Genomic DNA, 19225 nt, shown 5'->3' on the forward strand with positions numbered 1-19225 from the left:
GGTCAAGGGGGCTTTTCATGCAACAGGCGGCGACCGACCCCATGGGCGAGGTCGAGGAACTGTCCCTCGCCGAGCGTGCTTACCGCGCCATCCGCGACCGGCTCGTCATGCTCGAGATCCGCCCCGGCGCGCCGATCAACGAAGAGCAGCTGGGGCAGTCCCTCGGCGTCGGACGGACGCCGGTGCGCGAGGCGCTCAAGCGCCTCCAGTACGAGCGCCTGATCACGACCTACCCCCGCCGCGGCACCTTCGCCACCGACGTCAACATCACCGACCTCGCCCACATCTCCGAGGTCCGCCAGGAGCTGGAGCCCCTGGCCGCAGCGCAGGCCGCGCGGCGCGCCACGGCCACGGACCGCGCGAGCCTGACGGCTCTGGGGCGGGAACTGGAGGGTGCCGGTTCCTCGGGGCAGGACGCCGCCGGGCTCATGCGCCTGGACCTTCAGGTCCACCGCGCCATCTACGCCGCCACGCACAACCCGTATCTGGAGGACACCCTCGTCCGCCACGACAACCTGGCCACCCGCATCTGGTGCCTGTTCGTCGACCGGCTGTCCGACATGGCCGGCCACGTCGGAGAGCACGGACCGCTGATCGAGGCGATCGTCGGCGGTGACCCCGACCGGGCGGCACAGCTCGCCCGCAGCCACGTCGAAGGCTTCGAACGGGCCATTCGCGAGGCCATCTGAGACGCCGGCGGAGCCGGTCTCCGGCTCGTCGAGAGGTCAGTGCGCGACGCCCCGTGGTTCCCCGGGGCGCATGCGGGGCCTGCCCGCCAAGGTGGTCCACAAGTACGGGGCGACGTCGTCCTCGGGGAGCTGGGCGATCATGTAGCGGACACAGCGTTCGATCTTGACCCGCCACAGCCGCGCCGCCTCGTTCCCGTCCGCGTTGCACAACGCGTCGTGGACCGCGGCGTCCTCGTTCCTGATGGTGTCGCAGGCCTGGCTGTAGTCCATGTCCAGGACCGCGACGAACATGCGCAGGCGGGCCGTCAGGCGCTCGAAGGTCTGGGCGGCCTGCGGAAGGTCCGCGATACGGGCGAGAGCGTCCTGGTACCTCAAGTCGTCTTCCCGTATGCGGAGATGATCGTTGTCCCGGGCGGCGGCCCGGACCTCCGCCAGGGCCGCTGAGGCCGGGCCGAGGCGGTGGGGGCCGAGCATCGCGATACGGCGCATGAGCAGGGCACCGAGGCTGGCGCGCAGAGCGTAGAGATCGAGCACGTCCTTCGCCGTGACGGCGGGGACCGCGGTCGCCCCACCGGGGAGCAGCTCGAGCATGCCCTCCTCAGCCAGCGCGCGCAGCCCCGCGCGAACGACCCGGCGGGAGAGGCCGAGACGGACCGCGAGCGGTGCCTCCCGCACGCGGTCGCCGGGCCGGTGGCCACCGGCGAGGACGGCTTCGCGCAGCAGACCCACGACCGGATCGGTGGTGACGGGAGCGCCGGGCGCGGCATCGGGAGAGGTGATGTGCGTCGCCGTCGGCATGGCCGGGTCGCCGACTGCGCTCCCGTCCAGGACCTTCGAGTCATTTTCAGGGCCGCAGATGGCCGGGCGGTCGTACGACGGACGCGGCGCGGCGACCCGCGTGAAGGCCGTTGCGGACGGCGTCCATGTGGTCGACCAGGTCAGCAGCGCGTCCCGAAGCCGGTGCGGGTCGGGTCCCACGTCACGGGGAACGGACGCGTCGACGGCGAGGAGACGCCGGGCCTCGTCGGTCCACGCCTCAGAGTTCGGGGCGCGATGCCAGCGCACGCGGGCGGGCAGGGCCGGTTCGTGCCGCTCGAGGGCGGTGCAGCCGTCCGCCGGTACGCCGTGCTCAAGCAGGTGCACGGTTGCTCCGGTGCCCGCCGCCGAGCTGACCTGCTGCAGAAACGCGCGCAGGGCCGGGTGGTCCGCCCAAGGCGCGGCCTCCGTGCGGTGATTGCCCCGAAGCGCAGCGAAGGCGCCGGCCACGGCGAGGACGTGGGGTGCCTCCCGGTCCTGGCCGAACAGCCGACTGATGTCGGTCGCCGCGGAGTCGCGGACGCGCTTGGGCCCCCCTGCCCGCGCCGTCACCGCAAGCACGCACACCGGTGGGGCCAGGAAAAGGCCGACCACCTCCTCGGCGTGGTCGGGCAGGGACCACGCCCGGCGCGGCCCGGCCGTCGCGCGCATCCCCGGCCGGATGCCATAGGTGCGCCAGATGCGGTTCACCGTGCTCTGGCTCAGGCCGGTCTCGGCCGCCATCGAACGGGTCGACCAGGCCTGCCTGGCACCGGGCGGTGGTGGGGTGAGCGTGCGGACCAGGACATGCGCCACCGTGTCGTCGTCGGCCGTGGGAGGCCTCCCGGGACGGGACCGTTCGTCCAGGCCGTCCAGCCGGTCGGCGAGGAAGCGGGCCCGCCACTTGCCGACCATGTCGCGGGAGATACCGAGGCGCCCGGCCACAGCTGTGTTGGTGGGCTCGTCCTCGCAGGCCAGCACGATCTGCGCACGCCGGGCCCGGGCCTGGGAGCAGGTGCGGCTGCGGGTCCACATCAGCAGTGTGGCCCGCTCGTCCTCGGTGAGGACCACGGAATTGCGGGGACGGCCGACCATGCCGACAACCGTAGTCGAACTTATGACTCAGAGACACCCCCGGTCTCCTGAGAGCGGCGCGGGCATTGTTGGCCGCTCGCGGCCTTCACATACTTCGTTGCCATCTGGTGGCCACGCCACCGGCGTCCCCGAGAAACCGCGAGTTCGCCTCGATCAGCCGTCCCCCGCCGACCCCGTTCGCCGGGCAGTACTCGCGACATCGAACCGCACATCAACCCCGATCTGGCCCGGACCTGCCCTTGTACGGGCAGGTCCGGTCACCGCTCCCGGAGGCTGAGATGACCGATCCCGCAGGAAACAAACTGGATGACGCGCCACTGTCGCGCTTCCACAAGAAACTGGCCCTGTACTCCTCCGGTGGCCCGTTCCTCGACGGCTATGTCCTGAGCATCATCGGCGTCGCCATGGTGCAGATCTCGCCGCAACTGCACCTGTCCGACTCCGCCGAGGGCCTCATCGGCGCGTCCGCGCTGATCGGCATCTTCCTCGGCGCGTTCGTGGGCGGCTGGCTGACCGACAAGTTCGGACGGCAGCTGCTCTACACCATCGACCTGATCGCCATCATCGTCTGCTCGGTCGCGCAGTTCTGGGCCGCCGATCCGGTGTGGCTGTTCATCCTGCGGCTGCTCATCGGCATGGCGGTCGGTGCGGACTACCCCATCGCCACCTCGCTGCTGGCCGAGTTCACACCGCGCCGCTACCGGGGTCCGCTCCTTGGCGGCCTGGTCGTCATGTGGTTCGTCGGCGCCGCCGTGGCGTACATCGTCGGCGAGATACTGCTGCAGACCGGCGCCGACGGCTGGCGGTGGATGCTCGCCAGCGCCGCGCTGCCCGCCACGGTCATCGTGCTGCTGCGCCACGGCACGCCCGAGTCCCCGCGCTGGCTGGCCAACAAGGGCCGCACCGAGGAGGCCAACGCCGTCCTGGACCGGGTCTACGGCCCCGACGTGACGATCGCCGACCTGCCGGACGAGGCAAAGGAGCGCGAGAACGTCGACATCAAGGCGATCCTGCGGTCCGGCTACGGCGGACGGATGCTCTACATCACCGTCTTCTGGACCTGTTCCATCGTCCCGCTCTTCGCCATCTACGCCTTCGGCCCGAAGATCCTGGACGCGCTCCAACTGAAGGGCGGGCTCGCCAACATCGGCGAGGCCATGATCACCGTCATGTTCCTCATCGGCTGTGTGATCGCCCTGTTCGGCGTGAACCGTATGGGTCGGCGTCCGCTGGTCATCCACAGCTTCGTGTGGTCGGGTCTGGCCCTGCTGTTGCTGGGCATCTTCCCCGACGCCCCCTCGGGCGTGATCATGACCCTGTTCGCCCTGTACGCGGTCATCATCGGCGGCACCCAGATCCTGCAGTGGATCTACCCGAACGAGTTGTTCCCGACGGAGGTACGCGGCTCCGCCGTCGGCCTGGCCTCCTCGGCCAGCCGTATCGGCGCCGCCGTCGGCACCTACCTCGTCCCCATGGCCCTGACCGATTGGGGCGTCGGCGGCACCATGATCGCGGCCGCCGTCATCAACGGCGTCGGCGCCGTCGTCTCCGTCTTCTGGGCACCGGAGACACGCGGCATGGCTCTGCACGAGTCCGCCGCTCTGACACCGCGGACCGCCCGGATCGAAGCAACGGGCCGCCCCGCGGGCGTCTGACCGTGCGGCCGGGCCCCCACCACCCGTGGGGGCCCGGGGCGGCGCCGGCAGCGCGGTCCTGGCTGCCGTATCGGCCGGCATGTCCACGGAGCAACGCGCGGCGACCTTGTCCAGCAGCCGAAATCTTCACCCGCAGAACTTGCAGGAGGGTACTGATGAAAGACGTAGTGATCGTGGGAGGCGGCATCGCAGGGCTGGCCGCGGGCTGGCGCCTTCGGCACTGGGACACGCTCCTGCTCGAGTCGGAGGGACGGATCGGCGGCCGCATCCGGTCGGAGCGCCGCGGTCCGTACTGGCTCAACTGGGGCGGGCACGTCTACGCCGGCGGAAACTCCGCGACGTCGTGGCTGCTGAACAGCACCGGCGTCGACGCGGTACCGGTCCCGGGCTCACTGGCCGGACTGTCGATGAACGGCAAGCTGCTGCTCAAGGGCCGCGTGGAGAGCTACCCGTTCCGCATCCCGATGCCTATGTCGGCGCGGGTCGGCATGATCAAGACCGGCGCCAAGGTCGCCGTGCAGGTCGCTCGCTACGCCCGGATCGTGCAACGGCGCAAGGGCGAGACCACTGCCCAACACCAGCAGCGGATCTACGACTTCATGAACGACCGTTCCTTCAAGGACTTCATCGGCGACCTGCCCGAGGACGCCGAAGCCCTGTTCAAGCCCACGGTGACCCGCTCCGCCGCCGACATCGACCAGCTCGCGGCCGGCGCCGGCGTCGGCTACTTCAGCCTGGTCTGGAACATCGGCGGCGGTCTCTCGCAGAGCATCCTCGGCGGCCCGTCCACGCTCACCGAAAGCATCGCCGCGGCCCTGTCGGACCGGGTGCGGCTGAACGCGACCGTCGACGAGATCGTCCAGAAGAACGACTCCGTCGTCGTCCGTTACCGGCAGGACGGCATCGAGCAGGAGGTCGAGGCGCGCTGCGTGGTCCTGGCCACCCCCGCGACCGTCAGCCACCGCATCGCGGTCGATCTCGACCCCTACGTCCGCGAGGCCCTGTCGAAGATCGTCTACGGCCCCTACGTAAGCGCGGCGTTCCTCAGCAACGAGACCGAGCGCCAGGTCTGGGACGACGCCTACGGCATCGCGACGCCGAAGCGGTCCTTCGCCGTCGCGCTGAACATGTCGAACGTCGTGCACGGGTACGAGCAGGAGCGCCGGCCCGGCAGCAGCATCATGACCTTCTCGCCGGGCAGCCTGGCGCGCGAACTGCTGCAGCACGACGACGACAAGATCCGGCAGATCTACCTCGACGACCTGGACCAGGTGCTGCCCGGCTTCGCCGGCGACGTCGTCGAGGGCGAGGTCCAACGCTGGCCCACCGGCGCACCGTACTGCTTCCCCGGCCGCGGGAAGCTCCAGCAGACGCTGACCCGCCGCACCGGCCGCGTCCTCCTGGCCGGTGACTACCTCGGCACCCTCTACACCGAGTCCGCGATCCAGACCGGCCTGTCCGCCGCGCAGGAAGCCCAGAGCCTGCTGGCCACCGAACGGCAGACCGCACGGCGCGACTTGACCCCGGCGGCCCCGTAAGCCCGCCTCCCTACCCGTACTTCGCAGCTTCACCTGAGGAGAATCAAGAATGTCGTCACAGTTGAGCGGTGTCCTGACCGCACTGGCCACACCGTTCGCGTCGGACGGGGAGATCGACGAGAAGGCACTGCGCCGCCTGGTCGACCGCAGCATCGACGGCGGGGTCGACGGCGTCGTCGCCTGTGGATCCACCGGCGAGTTCGCGGCGATGAGCGCGGCGGAACGGCGCCACCTGGTCGAGACCGTCATCGACCAGGCGGCCGGACGTGTGCCGGTCGTCGCTCAGACCGGTGCGCTGAGCACCAAGGAAGCGGTCGAACTGTCCCGCCACGCGCAGGCCGCCGGAGCCTCGGTTCTGATGGTGGTCACCCCGTACTACGAGCCGCTCACACTCGACGAGACGCTGCACTACCTGCGCACCGTCGCCGACGCCGTGGACACTCCGATCATGCTCTACAACCTGCCTGGAGCCACCGGCGTCAACCTTTCGCCCGACATCGTCGGCCGGCTCGCTCGCGAGGTCGACAACATCCAGTACATCAAGGACACCAGCGCCGACATGGCCCAGGCCGGGCAGCTGATCCACCGCCACGGTGACGTCATCTCCACCTTCATAGGCTGGGACAGCCTTCTGCTGCAGGCGATCACCGAAGGCGCCGCCGGTGTCATGGCGGGGACCGCGAACGTGATGCCGGCCGAACTCGTCTCGATCCACCGCGCGTTGCGCGCCGGCGACCTCGCACGCGCGCGAGTCGAATGGGCACGGATCTACCCGCTGATGGACGCGATCATGTCCGCTCCGTTCATCCCGGCCATCAAGGCCGCCCTGGACGCGGCCGGATTCCCCGTCGGCGGCCTCCGTGAGCCGCTGCTCGGCCTCGACGCCGACACGACCGCCCGGATCTCCTCCCTGGTCCAGGCCCTTCCCCAGCTGTCGGCCGCACGCTGACGAAGGGGGCGGCGGCAGCCGTGAGGTTCTGCGGCGATCACGGCGTCTGTTGCGAACGCGGAAGTGCGATCGGATCCGAACGCGGGAGCGCGATCGGCCCAGCGGCACCGCTGCGGGCCGATCGCCGTGGCTGAGGCGCAGACCGATGCGCCGACCCCGCCGGAAACGCTCGAACTCCGCTTTTCCCTGGCCGGCCATCTCACCCGACCACCTTCAAGGAGTCACTGATCATGACCAGCACCGCCGACCTCACGGCCTCCACCGTCCGCCGCGCGGCCGACGCGCCGCCCCTGATCACCGAGGCCGACCTTCCTCAGGCCCGGCACTTCGTCGACGGGACCTTCGTCGAGGCATCGACCGAGCGCGTCATCGATGTGGTCGATCCAAGCACTGAGAGCGTCATCGCCCGGATTCCCGAGGGAACCGCCGAGGACATCGACCGAGCGGTCGCCGCCGCCGTAGCAGCCAAGGATCAGTGGGCACGGCTGGTCCCCAAGGACCGCTCGGAGGTGCTGCACGCCATCGCCGACCGGCTGGCCTCGGCCGAGCACACCGACCTCCTGAGCAGGCTGGAGTCCGCCAACACCGGGAAGCCGCTCGCTGTGTCCCGGGACGACGTCGGCATGACCGTCGACACCTTCCGCTTCATGGCCGGTGCGCTGCGCGCGACCACCTCCATGGCCGCCGGCGACTACGCCGAGAACCACCTGTCGGTCATCCTGCGCGAACCGCTCGGCGTGATCGGCGTGATCACGCCGTGGAACTACCCGCTGCTCATGGCGGCCTGGAAGATCGCACCGATCCTCGCCGCAGGCAACACCCTGGTCATCAAGCCGTCCGAGCAGACCCCGCTGACCACCCTGAAGTTCGCCGAACTCGTCGCCGACCTCCTGCCGTCCGGCGTGCTGAACGTGGTCAACGGCTACGGCGCGGACGCCGGTGCCCGGCTCGCCGAGCACCCGGACGTGAACATGATCGCCCTGACCGGTTCGGTCGCCAGCGGCCGAGCCGTCGCGAGGGCCGCCGCCGACACCCTCAAGCGCGTCCACCTCGAACTCGGCGGCAAGGCCCCAGTGGTGATCTTCGAGGACGCCGACCTCGCGGCCACCGCCTCGTCGCTACGCGTCGCGAGTTTCTGGAACTCGGGCCAGGAATGCGGGGCCGCCTGCCGCGTCCTCGTCCACGAATCGGTGGCCGAGCAGTTCGTCGAGCAACTCGTCGGCGAGGTCCGGGCCTTGGTCGTCGGTGAGCCGACCTCCGGCGAGGAAGTCGAAGTGGGGCCCATGGTCTCGAAGGCTCACTTCGACCGCGTCATCGGGTACTTGGAGCGTGCGACGAAGGAAGGCGTGCGTGTGGCGACGGGCGGCGGAGCCCTCGACGGACCCGGTTACTTCGTGGCCCCGACCGTATTGGTCGACGTACCCGAAGGAGCCGAAGTCGCCCGCGAGGAGATCTTCGGCCCCGTGGTCACGGTCGAGACCTTCGCCGACGAGGAGGAGGCGGTGAGGCGAGCCAACGATGTCCCCCTGGGCCTGTCGGCGTCCGTGTGGACCGAGAACGCCCGCCGCAGCCACGACATCGCCGCCCGCCTCGACTTCGGCACCGTCTGGGTCAACTCCCATCTCGTGCTGGCCGGCGAAGTCCCCTGGGGCGGGTTCAAGGGATCCGGCTACGGACGGGATCTGTCGATCTACGCGCTGGACGACTACTCGCGCACCAAGCACGTCATGCACCACCACGGGCGCTGACCCGTCCTTCCGTCCGAATCCTTGGAGGTGCGGGGTGACCGTCAACGACCCCCTGATGAGTCCGTTCGTCCTGAAGAACCTGACTCTGCGCAACCGCATCGTCAGCACGTCTCACGAACCTGCCTACAGCGAGGACGGCCTGCCCAAGGATCGCTACCGCGCCTACCACGTCGAAAAGGCCCGTGGCGGCGTCGGGTTGACCATGATCGGCGGCAGCGCTCTCGTCAGCCGCGACAGCGCACCGGCCTTCGGCAACCTGCAACTGTGGAAGGACGAGGCGGAGCCATGGCTGCGCCGGCTCGCCGACGAGGTGCACGAGCAGGGCGCAGCTGTGATGACTCAGCTCACGCATCTCGGTCACCGCACCAGCAGCTACACCGACAACTGGCTCCCGGCGATCTCTGCGAGCAGTGTCCGAGAGCCCGCACACCGCGCCTTCACCAAGGCCGCTGAACAGTGGGACCTCGACCGGGTGCGGCAGGACTTCGTCGACGTCGCACAGCGTTGTCAGGCCGCGGGTCTCGACGGCATCGAACTCATGGCCTGGGGCCACTTCCTGGACTCGTTCTGGACCCCGTTCTGGAACCACCGCGACGACGAGTACGGCGGCTCCTACGAAAACCGCATGCGCTACCCGCTCCAGGTCATCCGCGCCATCCGCGCGGCGGTCGGCCCGGAGTTCGTCATCGGCGCGCGCATGACCTTCGACGAAGAGCGTGCGGGCGGCCTCGAGACGGACGAGGCACTGCGCATCGCCCAGGACATCACCACGGCCGGTATCGACTTCATCAGCCTGATCAAGGGCTCGATCGGCACCGACGCCGACCTGGCCCGCACCATCCCGCCGATGTCCACGCCCGCCTCTCCGCACCTTGAGTTCGCCGGGCGCATCAAACAGAAGCTCGCCGTCCCGGTCATGCACGCCGCCCGCATCAGCGACGTCGCCACCGCGCGGTACGCCGTCGCCGAAGGCCTGCTCGACCTGGTCGGCATGACCCGGGCGCTGATGGCCGACCCCGAACTGCCCCACAAGGTCCGCGACGGGCACACGGACCGGATCCGCCCGTGCGTCGGAGCCAACATGTGCATCGACGGCATCTACGCCTCCGGCGCGGCGTTCTGCATGCACAATCCGTCCACCGGCCGAGAGCTCGACGTTCCCCAGCGCATCGACCGCGTCGGCACGCCGCGACGCGTGGCGGTGGTGGGAGCCGGGCCCGCCGGTCTCGAAGCCTCCCGCGTACTCGCCGAGCGCGGTCACGACGTGCACCTCTTCGAGGCCGCCGACCAGGTGGGCGGACAACTGCTGCTGGCCTCGAAGGCCCCGCGCCGTCGCGATCTGCGCGGGATCATCGACTGGCGAACCGACGAGCTCGCCCGCCTGGGCGTTCCGGTCTCGTTGAACACCTACGTCGACGCCCGGACGTTGCGTGAGCAGCCATGGGATGTCGTGATCGTCGCGACCGGCGGCACACCCGCGGCACCCCGCGTCCCCGGAGCGGGCCTGGTCCATGACACCTGGGACGTACTGGCCGGGGCACGACGGCTGCACGGGCATATGATGGTCTACGACGACCACGGCGGCAACCAGGCACTCGACGCGGTGGAAGCCCTCGTCCGGGGCGGCGCCACCGTCGAGATCGTCACGCCGGAGCGCACGCTCTCACCCGACGTCGGCTCGCTCACAGCGTCCGGGTACTTCAACTCCCTTGCGGAGAACGGCGTCACGGTCACGGTTCTTCGACGGCTGCACGGAGTCACCAGGACTCCGGCGGGTCTGGCCGCGGAACTCGGTGTGGACGGCTTCGAGTTCCGTGAGCACCGCACTTTCCATGCCGTCGTGGCCGAGATGGGCACCGATCCGGTACAGGAGCTCTACGACGAGTTGCTCGACTCCTCGACCAACCTGGGGGCCGTCGACCTGGCCGAACTGCTGGCCCGTAAGCCCCAGTCGGTGGTGCGCAACGAAGAAGGCACCTTCCAGCTGTTCCGCATGGGGGACGCCGTGGCAAGCAGGAATGTCCATGCCGCGATGCTTGATGCGGCCCGCATCTGCCGCGCGATCTGAAACTGCTGGTGGAGAACGCACCGGAGACCACATGACCATCACCATCCCTCAGGACGAGCTCAGCAGGCTGTGCACCCGGGCGTCGCAGAGGGCAGGGGAAGCGCTCCGGGCCGCCCAGATCCTGGCCCGTGCCATCGTGGATGCCGAGCGCGCGGGAAACCGAGCTGTCGACATCGCGCATCTCTTCGATTACCTCGACGCCTACCGCGACGGCCGGATCAAACCCGGAGCAGCCCCGGAGGTCCTCTACGCGACGCCGTCCTGCGTGGTCGCCGACGCGTGCGACGGGCTCGCCCACGTCGCGTTCGAGGAGGCCGCCCCGGCACTGTGCGCCGCCACCGAGCAAGCAGGCCTCGCCGCCCTTTGGATCCGAGGGTCCTACACGTGCGGCGAACTCGGCTACTACGCCCGCCGGGCCGCCGAGCGGGAACTGATCGCCGTGACCTGCGCGAACAGCCCGGCTCTCGTGTCTCTCGGTGGCTCCAGCACGGCGGTGCTCGGAACGAACCCGATGGCCTACGCCTTCCCGCGACCCGACGATCTCTCGATGGTCATCGACCAGGCCTCGTCACAGACCGCCTACGTCAACGTGCGGCAGGCCGCCACCATCGACGCATCGATCCCCGCCGGCTGGGCCGTAGGGCCCGACGGAGCCGAGACCACCGACGCATCAGCCGCTCTGAAGGGGGCGCTGCTCCCCTTCGGCGGGTACCGAGGCGGGAACATCGCCCTCCTGGTGGAGCTGCTCGCGACGCTGGCCGGTGGGTCCTTCTCGGTGAACGCCCCGCCGTTCGATCGTGGCTCGCGACCACCGGGCATCGGGGTCTTCGTGCTGTGCCTGAGCCCCCGGGCCTTCCCCGGCTCACTCGACCGCATCACCGCACATCTGCGCAGGCTGCGTGCGGACTACGGGGTGGACCTGCCCGCACTCGAACGGCCCGCCCCGGGCGACGGGATCGCCATCGACCCCGAGCTGGCCGACCGGCTCCATGCCGCGGCCGAAGCCCGGTGAGAGGAGCCCACACCATGTACGACGTACTCATCGTCGGTGCCGGAGCCGCCGGCATCGCCACCGCCTATCGGCTCCGGGAATCCGGCCTCGACGTCGGTGTCTTCGACGCCGCGGACGAGGTCGGTGGACGCACCCGCAGCGTCGAGGTGGGCGGCCTCGCCGTCAACACCGGCGCCATGTTCGTCTACCGTGACACCCCTGCCGAGGAGCTGGCAGCGGAACTCGGCATCCGGACCGAACCCTTCGAGCCCGACACGTACGGCATCCACGTGAACGGCCGGACCGTGATCGATGCCGACAACACGGAACTCATCGCCCGCCTTCCGCTGGACGACGAAGCAAAGAAACAACTCAGCGCCTTCGTCGGGGAAGCGCTGGACGAGTACCGGCGCTACACCAGCAGGGGGACGCTCGGGTCCCGCTCCGACGAACTCGGCGACCTCTCGGTCGAGGACCGGCTCGCCGGTCTGCATCCGGACGTCGCACGGATCATCCGGACCGCGGTCCAGGGCGGCGCGGTCGGCAAGGCCTCGCAGACCACCGCCCAGTACGGCCTGCGCTACTTCGCCTCCTACCTCGCCCACGAGAAACGCAACCGGCTGTTCCCGGTGGACGGCATGCAGCAGTTGCCGCTGCGCATGGCCGAACGACTGCCGAAAGGCACCGTCCGCCTCGGGACAACCGTCGAATCGGTCGCACCGCTCGACGACGGGACCTACCGAGTCCGCATCCGCATCCGCGCCAGGGACCGCTCCACGAGTGTGGCTGCTCGCCACGTGGTCGTCGCGGTGCCGGCGCCCCAGGTGCCGAATGTCGTGCCGGACCTGCCCGGCTGGAAGCGGGACGCCCTGGACAAGGCCCTGACGCCGGGCAGCCGTACGCTCGCCGTCGTCGCCGATGTCCGGGAAACCCCACACCTGGCCGACTGGGCGTTCGTCACCACCGTCGGCACCCGGTTCGACGCCATCATCAATCCCACCCCCGGACGGCCCCGCCAGGATCCACACACGGGCGCCTCCCTGATCCAGTACGTCTGCTACGGGAACGGCGCGGGCCACCTGGAGGGCTTCGGCACCGCCGAGTCGGCCGTGAACACCTGGGTCGAGGATTTCCTCACTGTCGCCCCCGAACTGCGTGGGCACATCGTCGGCGTGCACGGTCAGACCTGGCCGCACTGCTTCTCCCTGCTCTCCCCGATCCGGCTGTCCGTCCTCGACGAACTGCGCCGGCCGGTGCACGGGATCGAGTTCGCAGGTGACTACACCTCGGCCACCGCCGGCACACACGGCTGCTACGCCGAGGCGTACCGCGTCGCCGAGCGCCGGTCGTGGACGGTTCGATCGTGGACTTGGGCCGGCTCCAGCTGTTGAAGGTGCAGACGGTCTTGTTGCCGCGTCCGTCGGTTGCCCGGGTGCGGTTGCCCGCCGCCTCGTAGCCGAACGTCGTCGTGATCGACGCCGTCGTGGAGACCGGTTCGACCCGCGTGGTCTGCCGGCCCAGCGCGTCGTACGCCGCCGCCGTCCTGAACGGCAATACCCGGTCGGCGGTCCGCAGTACGGAGCCAAGCACCAACGCGCCGCGTCCGGGCAACTCCTGACTTCGTCGGTGCCTCCCGTGATGGCGGCGTCCACCGTGGCTGGGATACCAGGACTCGAACCTGAACTAACGGAACCAGAAACCGTCGGGCTGCCAATTACCCCATATCCCATTTGCCCCGAAGGCCGCGGGAGCTCGGCCGGCCAGGGCGCGTCCTACTCGCGTGATCACAACGCGGTAGGGCCGTGTGCCTAATCTATGCATTGTCTCCGTGATGCTCGGTGATGTGCCGGGAGTGTCGATCAGGATTTTGGGGTTTGTTGCGGGTGGGGCTGATCGATGACCCCAGAGCGACCGCATGGCTCCAGCCGGCCTTGTTGCAGCCCACGTCTCTGCTGGGAAGGCTTCGGAGGGCACCTGCGCCCCCGCCGGCCTGAAGCCCCTGCCGTCCACGCCGTCGTCCGTCGCCTCCAGCAGCCCATTCTGCCGCGCCGACGACGGCTCGCCACTCGACGGATCCGATCGGGGGGATTCTTCCCTCCGAGCGGCTCGCCCGATTGCGGTCAGGGCGACGCCATCTTAGCTTCAGCCCGTCGGAATCATTCCGAAAACCTACATAACCTCTTATGTAGGTATCCCGTGGCGTTGAATGGAGCATTCATGTCGGTGATGACCGGTGCCCAGCCCATGCAGCAGTTCGGCCAGCAGACCGCCGGGCCGCAGCAGCTCGCACAGGTGGTCCAGCAGTCCATCCAGCAGGCCTGCCAGCAGGCGAGCCAGCAGATCGCGCAGCGCATGCAGCAGACGCTGCAGCAGATCCAGCAGGTCCAGCAGCAGCTGGAGCAGCAGGGCATTCCCCAGCAGCACGCGCACCCGTACCTGGCTGTCGCGCTGCACACGACGCTGCTTCAGGGTGTGCGCGGCGCGGTGGAGCAGTCCGTGCAGCAGGCGCTGCCGACCGCGATCCTGACGCTGCTGCAGCAGAGCCAGCAGGGCCAGCACGGCCAGCACGGCCAGCAGCAGTGGGGCGGCGGGTACGGCCAGCAACAGTTCGGCCAGCAGTTCCCGCAGTTCCAGCAGCCCGGCTTCGGTTACGGCCAGATGACTCAGCCCTTCGGTATCGGCTGATCCTGGCAGCGCGCGATGCGGTGTGCCCGGGAGTCGTTCCCGGGCACACCGCATCACCATGGACGCGAACCGCCCGTGATCCGGATCAGAAGCACAAAGACCGACGTAGGCATGGTGAAGGTGGACGTGATGGTCAAGGACAGGCCCGGAAACAAGCCCCGAAACAACCGCCAGAGCGAATCCGAGGGCGCGGGTTCCGGCGGCAAGCTGGGCCCCGAGGACAAAGAAGCGGCGCCACGCAAGAAGAGCGCACCGTCACCGGTCGCGGTGCAGCCGCGCCGGCAGCGGTACATGGTGACACCGCTGCCCCAGCAACTGCTCCCACCAGGAGTGCCCGAACTCGGCATGGACGCGGTGTGCGACCGGCTGGAGGGCATGCCCGACATCACGGTGATCCGCAGACTCCAGCCGTCCGAGAAGCTGCAGTCGGCCGGGGTCTTTCCCTCCTGCCCGGAGATCGCGGTCGTCGAGGCAGCCGAGACCCAGCTGCCGGCGATGCGGACACTGCACGTGCACATCGAGCCGGACCTGCCGCTGTCCGGCGCCGGGCCTGCCGCCATGCAGGCCCCAGGGGTGCTGCCGTTGTACGACCCGGGGCTGGTCCTGCCGCTGGACAAGCCCGTGGAGATCTCGCTGCGCGTCTGCGGCCCGGACGACGAACCGCTGGCCGGCGCAGGGGTGTTCCTGATCGGGACGACCTGGCCGAGCCAGGGCATCACCGCCGCCGACGGGACGGTCACCGTCACCCTGGCCACCGAGACCGAACAGTCCGTCCAGTGCCTGTACGTCCGCCCCAGGGCCAACTACACGGACCGCTGGATCCACCGTCCCGACCTGTCGGCGGCCCGGGAGAACGTCGTCACCCTCACCCCGCTGTCCAAGGTGTACCCGGAACTGGACGAACGCCAGCAGTACGGCTGGGGCCAGCAGGCCATGCGGCTGGACCGGCTGCCCCCCACATTCCGCGCCTTCGGCATCAAGATCGCTGTCATCGGTACCGGCGTCAGCACCGAGCACCCCGACCTGAAGCAACGAGTGCGCTCGGGCGCCGATCTCGTGCACGGCACGGAGGAGGGCTGGACGCACGACCTGGTCGGCAGCGGTACCCACGCGGCCGGCATCATCGCCGGCACGGACACCGGCACGGGCATCATCGGCATCGCCGTCGACGCCGAGCTCGACGTCTGCCAGGTGCTGCCCGACGGCCACTTCAGCGACCTGATCGCAGCCCTCGACCACTGCATCGAACGCGAGGCCGACCTCGCCCACATCGCCGTGGCCACCCCCTACCCGTCGGCGCTGGTCTCCCGCAAACTTGCCGACGCCAGCGCGGCAGGCATCGCCTGCATCGCCCCGGCAGGCGACACCGGCGGGCCGATCGCCTTCCCCGCCTCGCTGCCCACCGTCTTCGCCGTAGGCGCCCTGGGAGCCTTCGGCACCTACCCGCCCGACACCTCCCAAGCCACCCACACAGGGCCGCAGCTGACACCGGAAGGACTGTTCGCCGCCCCGTTCAGCAGCTACGGCCCTGGCATCGACGCAGCCGCCCCCGGTGTGGCCGTCCTGTCGTGCGCCCCGGAAGGCGGGTACACGGCCCTCGACGGCACCGGCACGGCCTCGGCCCACGTCGCGGGCCTGGCCGCCCTCATTCTCGCCCACCACGAGGACTTCCACGGCCAGTTGCTGCCCCGCGGTCCCGGCCGGGTACAGCACCTCTTCGACATCATTGCCGCCAGCTGCCGCCCACTGGCCACCCCGGGAACGGCGGAGGCCGCCCGCACCGGGCGCGGCCTGCCCGACGCCCTCGTCGCCCTCGGCCTGGCCTCCGGCATGCAACTGGCTCCGGCCCTGTTGCCCTACGCCCCCTCCATGGCCGGGTAGGCCTCTACCCGCGGCCTGATCTTGTGGTCGTCGGGGTCGGGGACCGAGGCCCAGTCGGGAGTGGGGCCGCCCGGACCAGGGAAGGATGCTGGGGCCCAGGTCCGGGCGCCAGGCCACGACGCCACCCAGGCCCAGGTCGAGGCGCAGATCGGCATCTGCGAGGCCTAGGCTGGCGCGGGCTGCTGCAGACCGAGGAGGCGCCCGCGCGGTCCTCACCGTCGAGCAGCGTCGCCGTACCCGCGAGACATCGAGCGGCACGCCGGCACCTCAACCCTGCGGGAACGCGGGCTACCGCTTCCCGACGGTGTAGGTCAGGTGAGTCACCCGGGATGATGCTTCCGTGCGGACCTGGTCGAGGGCGAGGCGGGCCGGGTCCACGCGGTCGAACAGGCGGATGCCGGTGCCGAACAGCACGGGCGCGAGCGTGAACGAGAACTCGTCGATCAGGCCGCTGTCCAGATACTCCTGGATCGTCTCGGCGCCGCCGGCGATGCGGACGTCGCGGTCGCCGGCGGCCTCGCGGGCCTGATCGAGGGCGCTGGAGATGCCGTCGTTGACGAAGTGGAAGGTCGTGCCGCCCGGCCGCTCCCACGGCCCGCGCCGGGTGTGGGTGACGACGAACACCGGGGTGTGGAACGGCGCCTCCTCCGGCCATGCCAGCTCGCCGGCGTCGAACATCCGCTTACCCATGACGCTCACGCCGGTGCGCTCGTACGTCGCCCGAGCGATGTCGTTGTCGAGTCCTTCCTCGCCGCCCTCGCCGAGCTTGAGGTTCTCGCGGAACCACCGCTGCGGAAACAGCCACGCCTGCAGCTCCGACCACTTCGTCATCCAGCGCTGGACCCTCGGGTCGTTCTGGCCTTCGGGCGAGAAGACGTCCTCGACGGGCACGGCCTCCGGCGCCATGAAGCCGTCGAGCGACATCGTCACACTGAAGAACACCTTCCCGGCCATCAGCCCTCCGCTTCCTTCGGTGTGGTCTCGTTCCGGGCGGTCTCGTTCCAGGTGAATTCGGCGACGTAGGCCGCCAGGCTGCGCAGGGTCTGCTCGCCGCCCTCGATCGCGTGGTACTTCTCCACCGCGTCGTCACGGAGTTCCTTGGTGGGGAACACCGCGCGCATCACGATCCGGGTCCCCTCACCGGCCGGCTCGAAGGTCATGACCGACTCGAAGGAGTTGGGGTCGTCGCGGGACTCGCCGTGCACCAGCGCGATCCGCTCCGGCGGGACGATCTCGCTCCAGGTGATCCACTCCTGGTAGTCGGTCCCGTCCGGCCCGTGCATCACGAAGTCCCAGGCCCCGCCGACGCGGAACTCGAAGGACCGCGTCGTGGTCGTGAACCCTTCCGGTCCCCACCACCGCGACAGGTGCCGGACCTGCGTGAACGCCTCGAACACCAGCTCCCGTGGGGCGCCGATGACCCGGGACACCACGATCTCGCGGGCCGCGGTCGTGTGGCCGGGCCCGCCGCCGCTACTGGCCGTCGTCATCCGGTGGTTCCTCCTGCCTTGCCTGTTTCAGATCTCGCACGTACTCGTCCAGCCGGTCGAAGGTCTCGTTCCAGAACTGTTCGAAGCCGCCCACCCACTCGTGGACCGGCCGCAGCCCGCCGGCGTCCAGGCCGTACAGCCGCTGCTTGCCCGCCCCGCGGACCCGCACCAGCCCGACCTCGCGGAGCACCCGCAGGTGCTTGGACGCCTGCGGCTGGCTCATCCCCAGGTCCCGCGCCAGTTCGGTCACGGGCCGCTCGCCACCCCGCAGCAGCGTCAGGATCGCCCGCCGCTGCGGCTCGGCAATCGCGTTGAACGCGTCCGAGGTCGTCGCCGCTCGTGCCATGGCGCCATCATATGCCTATATCGGAATGCGTCAACGCCTGTGTGGCCAACGACTGGCTCGAACTGTGCGGCACGGGGAAGACCCACGTGGAAGACCGCAAGAAGGTCCGTCGCCCATGCCGCGTGAGCAGCCGGAAGCCGGGCTGTTGAGCCCACGTACTGAGAACCTCCGCCGAACCGTACGGGAATCAAACGCGGCCGCCGGATGCTTTGACCTCAAGTGAAGAAGATAGGTTTCCTCTCGTTCGGCCACTGGTCACCGAGTGCGCACTCCAAGACCCGGTCCGCGGCCGACTTCCTCCACCAGTCCATTGACCTGGCGGTCGCTGCGGAGGAGCTCGGCGTAGACGGTGCGTACTTCCGGGTGCACCACTTTGCGCGGCAGGCGGCCAGCCCGTTCCCGCTGCTCTCGGCCATCGGTGCACGGACCTCGAAGATCGAGATCGGCACCGGCGTGATCGACATGCGCTATGAGAACCCGCTGTACATGGCCGAGGATGCCGGCGCTGCCGACCTCATCTCCGGCGGCCGGCTGCAACTCGGCATCAGCCGCGGATCACCGGAACAGGTGATCGACGGCTGGCGCTACTTCGGGTACGCCCCCGCGGAGGGTGAGACCGGCACGGACATGGCCCGCCGACACACCGAGGCCTTCCTCAAGGTGCTCGAGGGCGAGGGCTTCGCGAAGCCGAGCCCGCGGCCGATGTTCCCCAACCCGCCGGGGCTGTTGCGCATCGAGCCGTACTCCGAGGGGCTGCGCGAGCGGATCTGGTGGGGCTCCGGTTCGAACGCGACCGCCGTCTGGGCCGCGAAGCTGGGGACGAACCTGCAAAGTTCCACACTGAAGGACGACGAGACGGGCGAGCCGTTGCACGTCCAGCAGCGCAAGCAGATCGAGGCGTACCGCGAGGCGTACAAGGAGGCAGGCCACACGCGAGAACCACGTGTGTCGGTCAGCCGCAGCGTCTTTGCCCTGACCAACGACCTGGACCGGGCCTACTTCGGCCACGACCGAAACTCGCGGGACCAGCTCGGCATGATCGACGACACGACCAGGGCGATCTTCGGACGCTCGTACGCCGCCGAGCCGGACGTACTGGTGAAGCAACTCCAGGAAGACGAGGCCATCCAAGCCGCGGACACCCTGTTGCTGACCATCCCGAACCAGCTCGGTGTCGACTACAACGCCCATGTACTGGAGAGCATCCTCACCCACGTGGCACCGGAGCTCGGCTGGCGCTGAGTGTTCTGCCGCCCTGCGTGGGGGCCGACTCGGCACCGTGGTGGTCGGGCTCA

15 protein-coding genes, 1 tRNA gene and 1 pseudogene are annotated in these 19225 nt (G+C 69.6%); 11 read left to right on the forward strand and 6 right to left on the reverse strand.

Annotation, left to right across the window (positions count from 1 at the left end):
* Positions 1-17: 17 nt before the first annotated feature.
* A complete protein-coding gene (locus tag ACIRA5_RS37255; RefSeq protein WP_403698588.1) occupies positions 18-689 on the forward strand; it encodes a GntR family transcriptional regulator in 672 nt (223 codons plus the stop codon).
* A gap of 36 nt (positions 690-725) precedes the next feature.
* Here the strand turns inward: ACIRA5_RS37255 and ACIRA5_RS37260 are convergent, their stop codons facing one another.
* Entirely contained in the window at positions 726-2579 is a 1854-nt protein-coding gene (locus tag ACIRA5_RS37260; protein ID WP_403698590.1) for a helix-turn-helix domain-containing protein, read from the reverse strand.
* Positions 2580-2857: 278 nt separating this feature from the next.
* Between ACIRA5_RS37260 and ACIRA5_RS37265 the strand changes: the two genes are divergently transcribed.
* From ACIRA5_RS37265 to ACIRA5_RS37295, 7 genes are all read left to right on the forward strand, one after another.
* Positions 2858-4234: an MFS transporter gene (locus tag ACIRA5_RS37265; RefSeq protein ID WP_403698592.1), complete on the forward strand. Its 1377-nt coding sequence runs from the start codon at positions 2858-2860 to the stop codon at positions 4232-4234.
* A 155-nt stretch (positions 4235-4389) separates the two neighbouring features.
* Positions 4390-5772, forward strand: coding sequence for an NAD(P)/FAD-dependent oxidoreductase (locus ACIRA5_RS37270; protein WP_403698594.1), 1383 nt, complete (start codon positions 4390-4392; stop codon positions 5770-5772).
* 49 nt (positions 5773-5821) lie between these two features.
* Positions 5822-6721, forward strand: coding sequence for a 4-hydroxy-tetrahydrodipicolinate synthase (dapA, locus tag ACIRA5_RS37275; RefSeq protein WP_403698596.1), 900 nt, complete (start codon positions 5822-5824; stop codon positions 6719-6721).
* Positions 6722-6951: 230 nt separating this feature from the next.
* Positions 6952-8469: an aldehyde dehydrogenase family protein gene (locus ACIRA5_RS37280; RefSeq protein WP_403698598.1), complete on the forward strand. Its 1518-nt coding sequence runs from the start codon at positions 6952-6954 to the stop codon at positions 8467-8469.
* A gap of 34 nt (positions 8470-8503) precedes the next feature.
* Complete coding sequence (locus ACIRA5_RS37285) at positions 8504-10537, forward strand: FAD-dependent oxidoreductase (RefSeq protein ID WP_403698600.1); 2034 nt, start codon at positions 8504-8506, stop codon at positions 10535-10537.
* 31 nt (positions 10538-10568) lie between these two features.
* Positions 10569-11549: an Ldh family oxidoreductase gene (locus tag ACIRA5_RS37290; protein WP_403698602.1), complete on the forward strand. Its 981-nt coding sequence runs from the start codon at positions 10569-10571 to the stop codon at positions 11547-11549.
* Positions 11550-11563: 14 nt separating this feature from the next.
* Positions 11564-12919, forward strand: coding sequence for a flavin monoamine oxidase family protein (locus ACIRA5_RS37295; protein WP_403698604.1), 1356 nt, complete (start codon positions 11564-11566; stop codon positions 12917-12919).
* Positions 12920-12986: 67 nt separating this feature from the next.
* Here ACIRA5_RS37295 and ACIRA5_RS37300 read toward each other — a convergent pair.
* Positions 12987-13118: pseudogene (locus ACIRA5_RS37300) on the reverse strand (hypothetical protein); the annotation flags it as partial.
* Positions 13119-13182: 64 nt separating this feature from the next.
* Positions 13183-13257 (reverse strand) — tRNA-Gln (locus ACIRA5_RS37305).
* A gap of 488 nt (positions 13258-13745) precedes the next feature.
* On the opposite strand from ACIRA5_RS37305, the gene ACIRA5_RS37310 reads away from it, so the two are divergent.
* Both ACIRA5_RS37310 and ACIRA5_RS37315 read left to right on the forward strand, forming a co-directional pair.
* Positions 13746-14213: a hypothetical protein gene (locus tag ACIRA5_RS37310; RefSeq protein WP_403698606.1), complete on the forward strand. Its 468-nt coding sequence runs from the start codon at positions 13746-13748 to the stop codon at positions 14211-14213.
* Positions 14214-14324: 111 nt separating this feature from the next.
* Entirely contained in the window at positions 14325-16094 is a 1770-nt protein-coding gene (locus ACIRA5_RS37315) for a S8 family serine peptidase (RefSeq protein ID WP_403698607.1), read from the forward strand.
* A gap of 288 nt (positions 16095-16382) precedes the next feature.
* Here ACIRA5_RS37315 and ACIRA5_RS37320 read toward each other — a convergent pair whose 3' ends face one another.
* The 3 genes from ACIRA5_RS37320 to ACIRA5_RS37330 are packed head-to-tail and all read right to left on the reverse strand — an operon-like array spanning position 16383 to position 17930.
* Positions 16383-17048 (reverse strand): dihydrofolate reductase family protein, encoded by a 666-nt coding sequence (locus tag ACIRA5_RS37320; protein WP_403698609.1) that lies wholly within the window; start codon positions 17046-17048, stop codon positions 16383-16385.
* Positions 17048-17584 (reverse strand): SRPBCC family protein, encoded by a 537-nt coding sequence (locus ACIRA5_RS37325; protein WP_403698611.1) that lies wholly within the window; start codon positions 17582-17584, stop codon positions 17048-17050. Before ACIRA5_RS37325 ends, ACIRA5_RS37320 begins: the two co-directional genes overlap by 1 nt.
* On the reverse strand, positions 17568-17930 hold the full coding sequence (locus ACIRA5_RS37330; protein ID WP_403698613.1) for an ArsR/SmtB family transcription factor: 363 nt from the start codon (positions 17928-17930) through the stop codon (positions 17568-17570). Before ACIRA5_RS37330 ends, ACIRA5_RS37325 begins: the two co-directional genes overlap by 17 nt.
* Positions 17931-18149: 219 nt before the next feature.
* On the opposite strand from ACIRA5_RS37330, the gene ACIRA5_RS37335 reads away from it, so the two are divergent.
* Positions 18150-19172 (forward strand): LLM class flavin-dependent oxidoreductase, encoded by a 1023-nt coding sequence (locus ACIRA5_RS37335; RefSeq protein ID WP_403698615.1) that lies wholly within the window; start codon positions 18150-18152, stop codon positions 19170-19172.
* Positions 19173-19225: the final 53 nt, after the last annotated feature.

The organism is Streptomyces sp. NPDC096311, assembly GCF_044763085.1.
Lineage (GTDB): Bacteria > Actinomycetota > Actinomycetes > Streptomycetales > Streptomycetaceae > Streptomyces.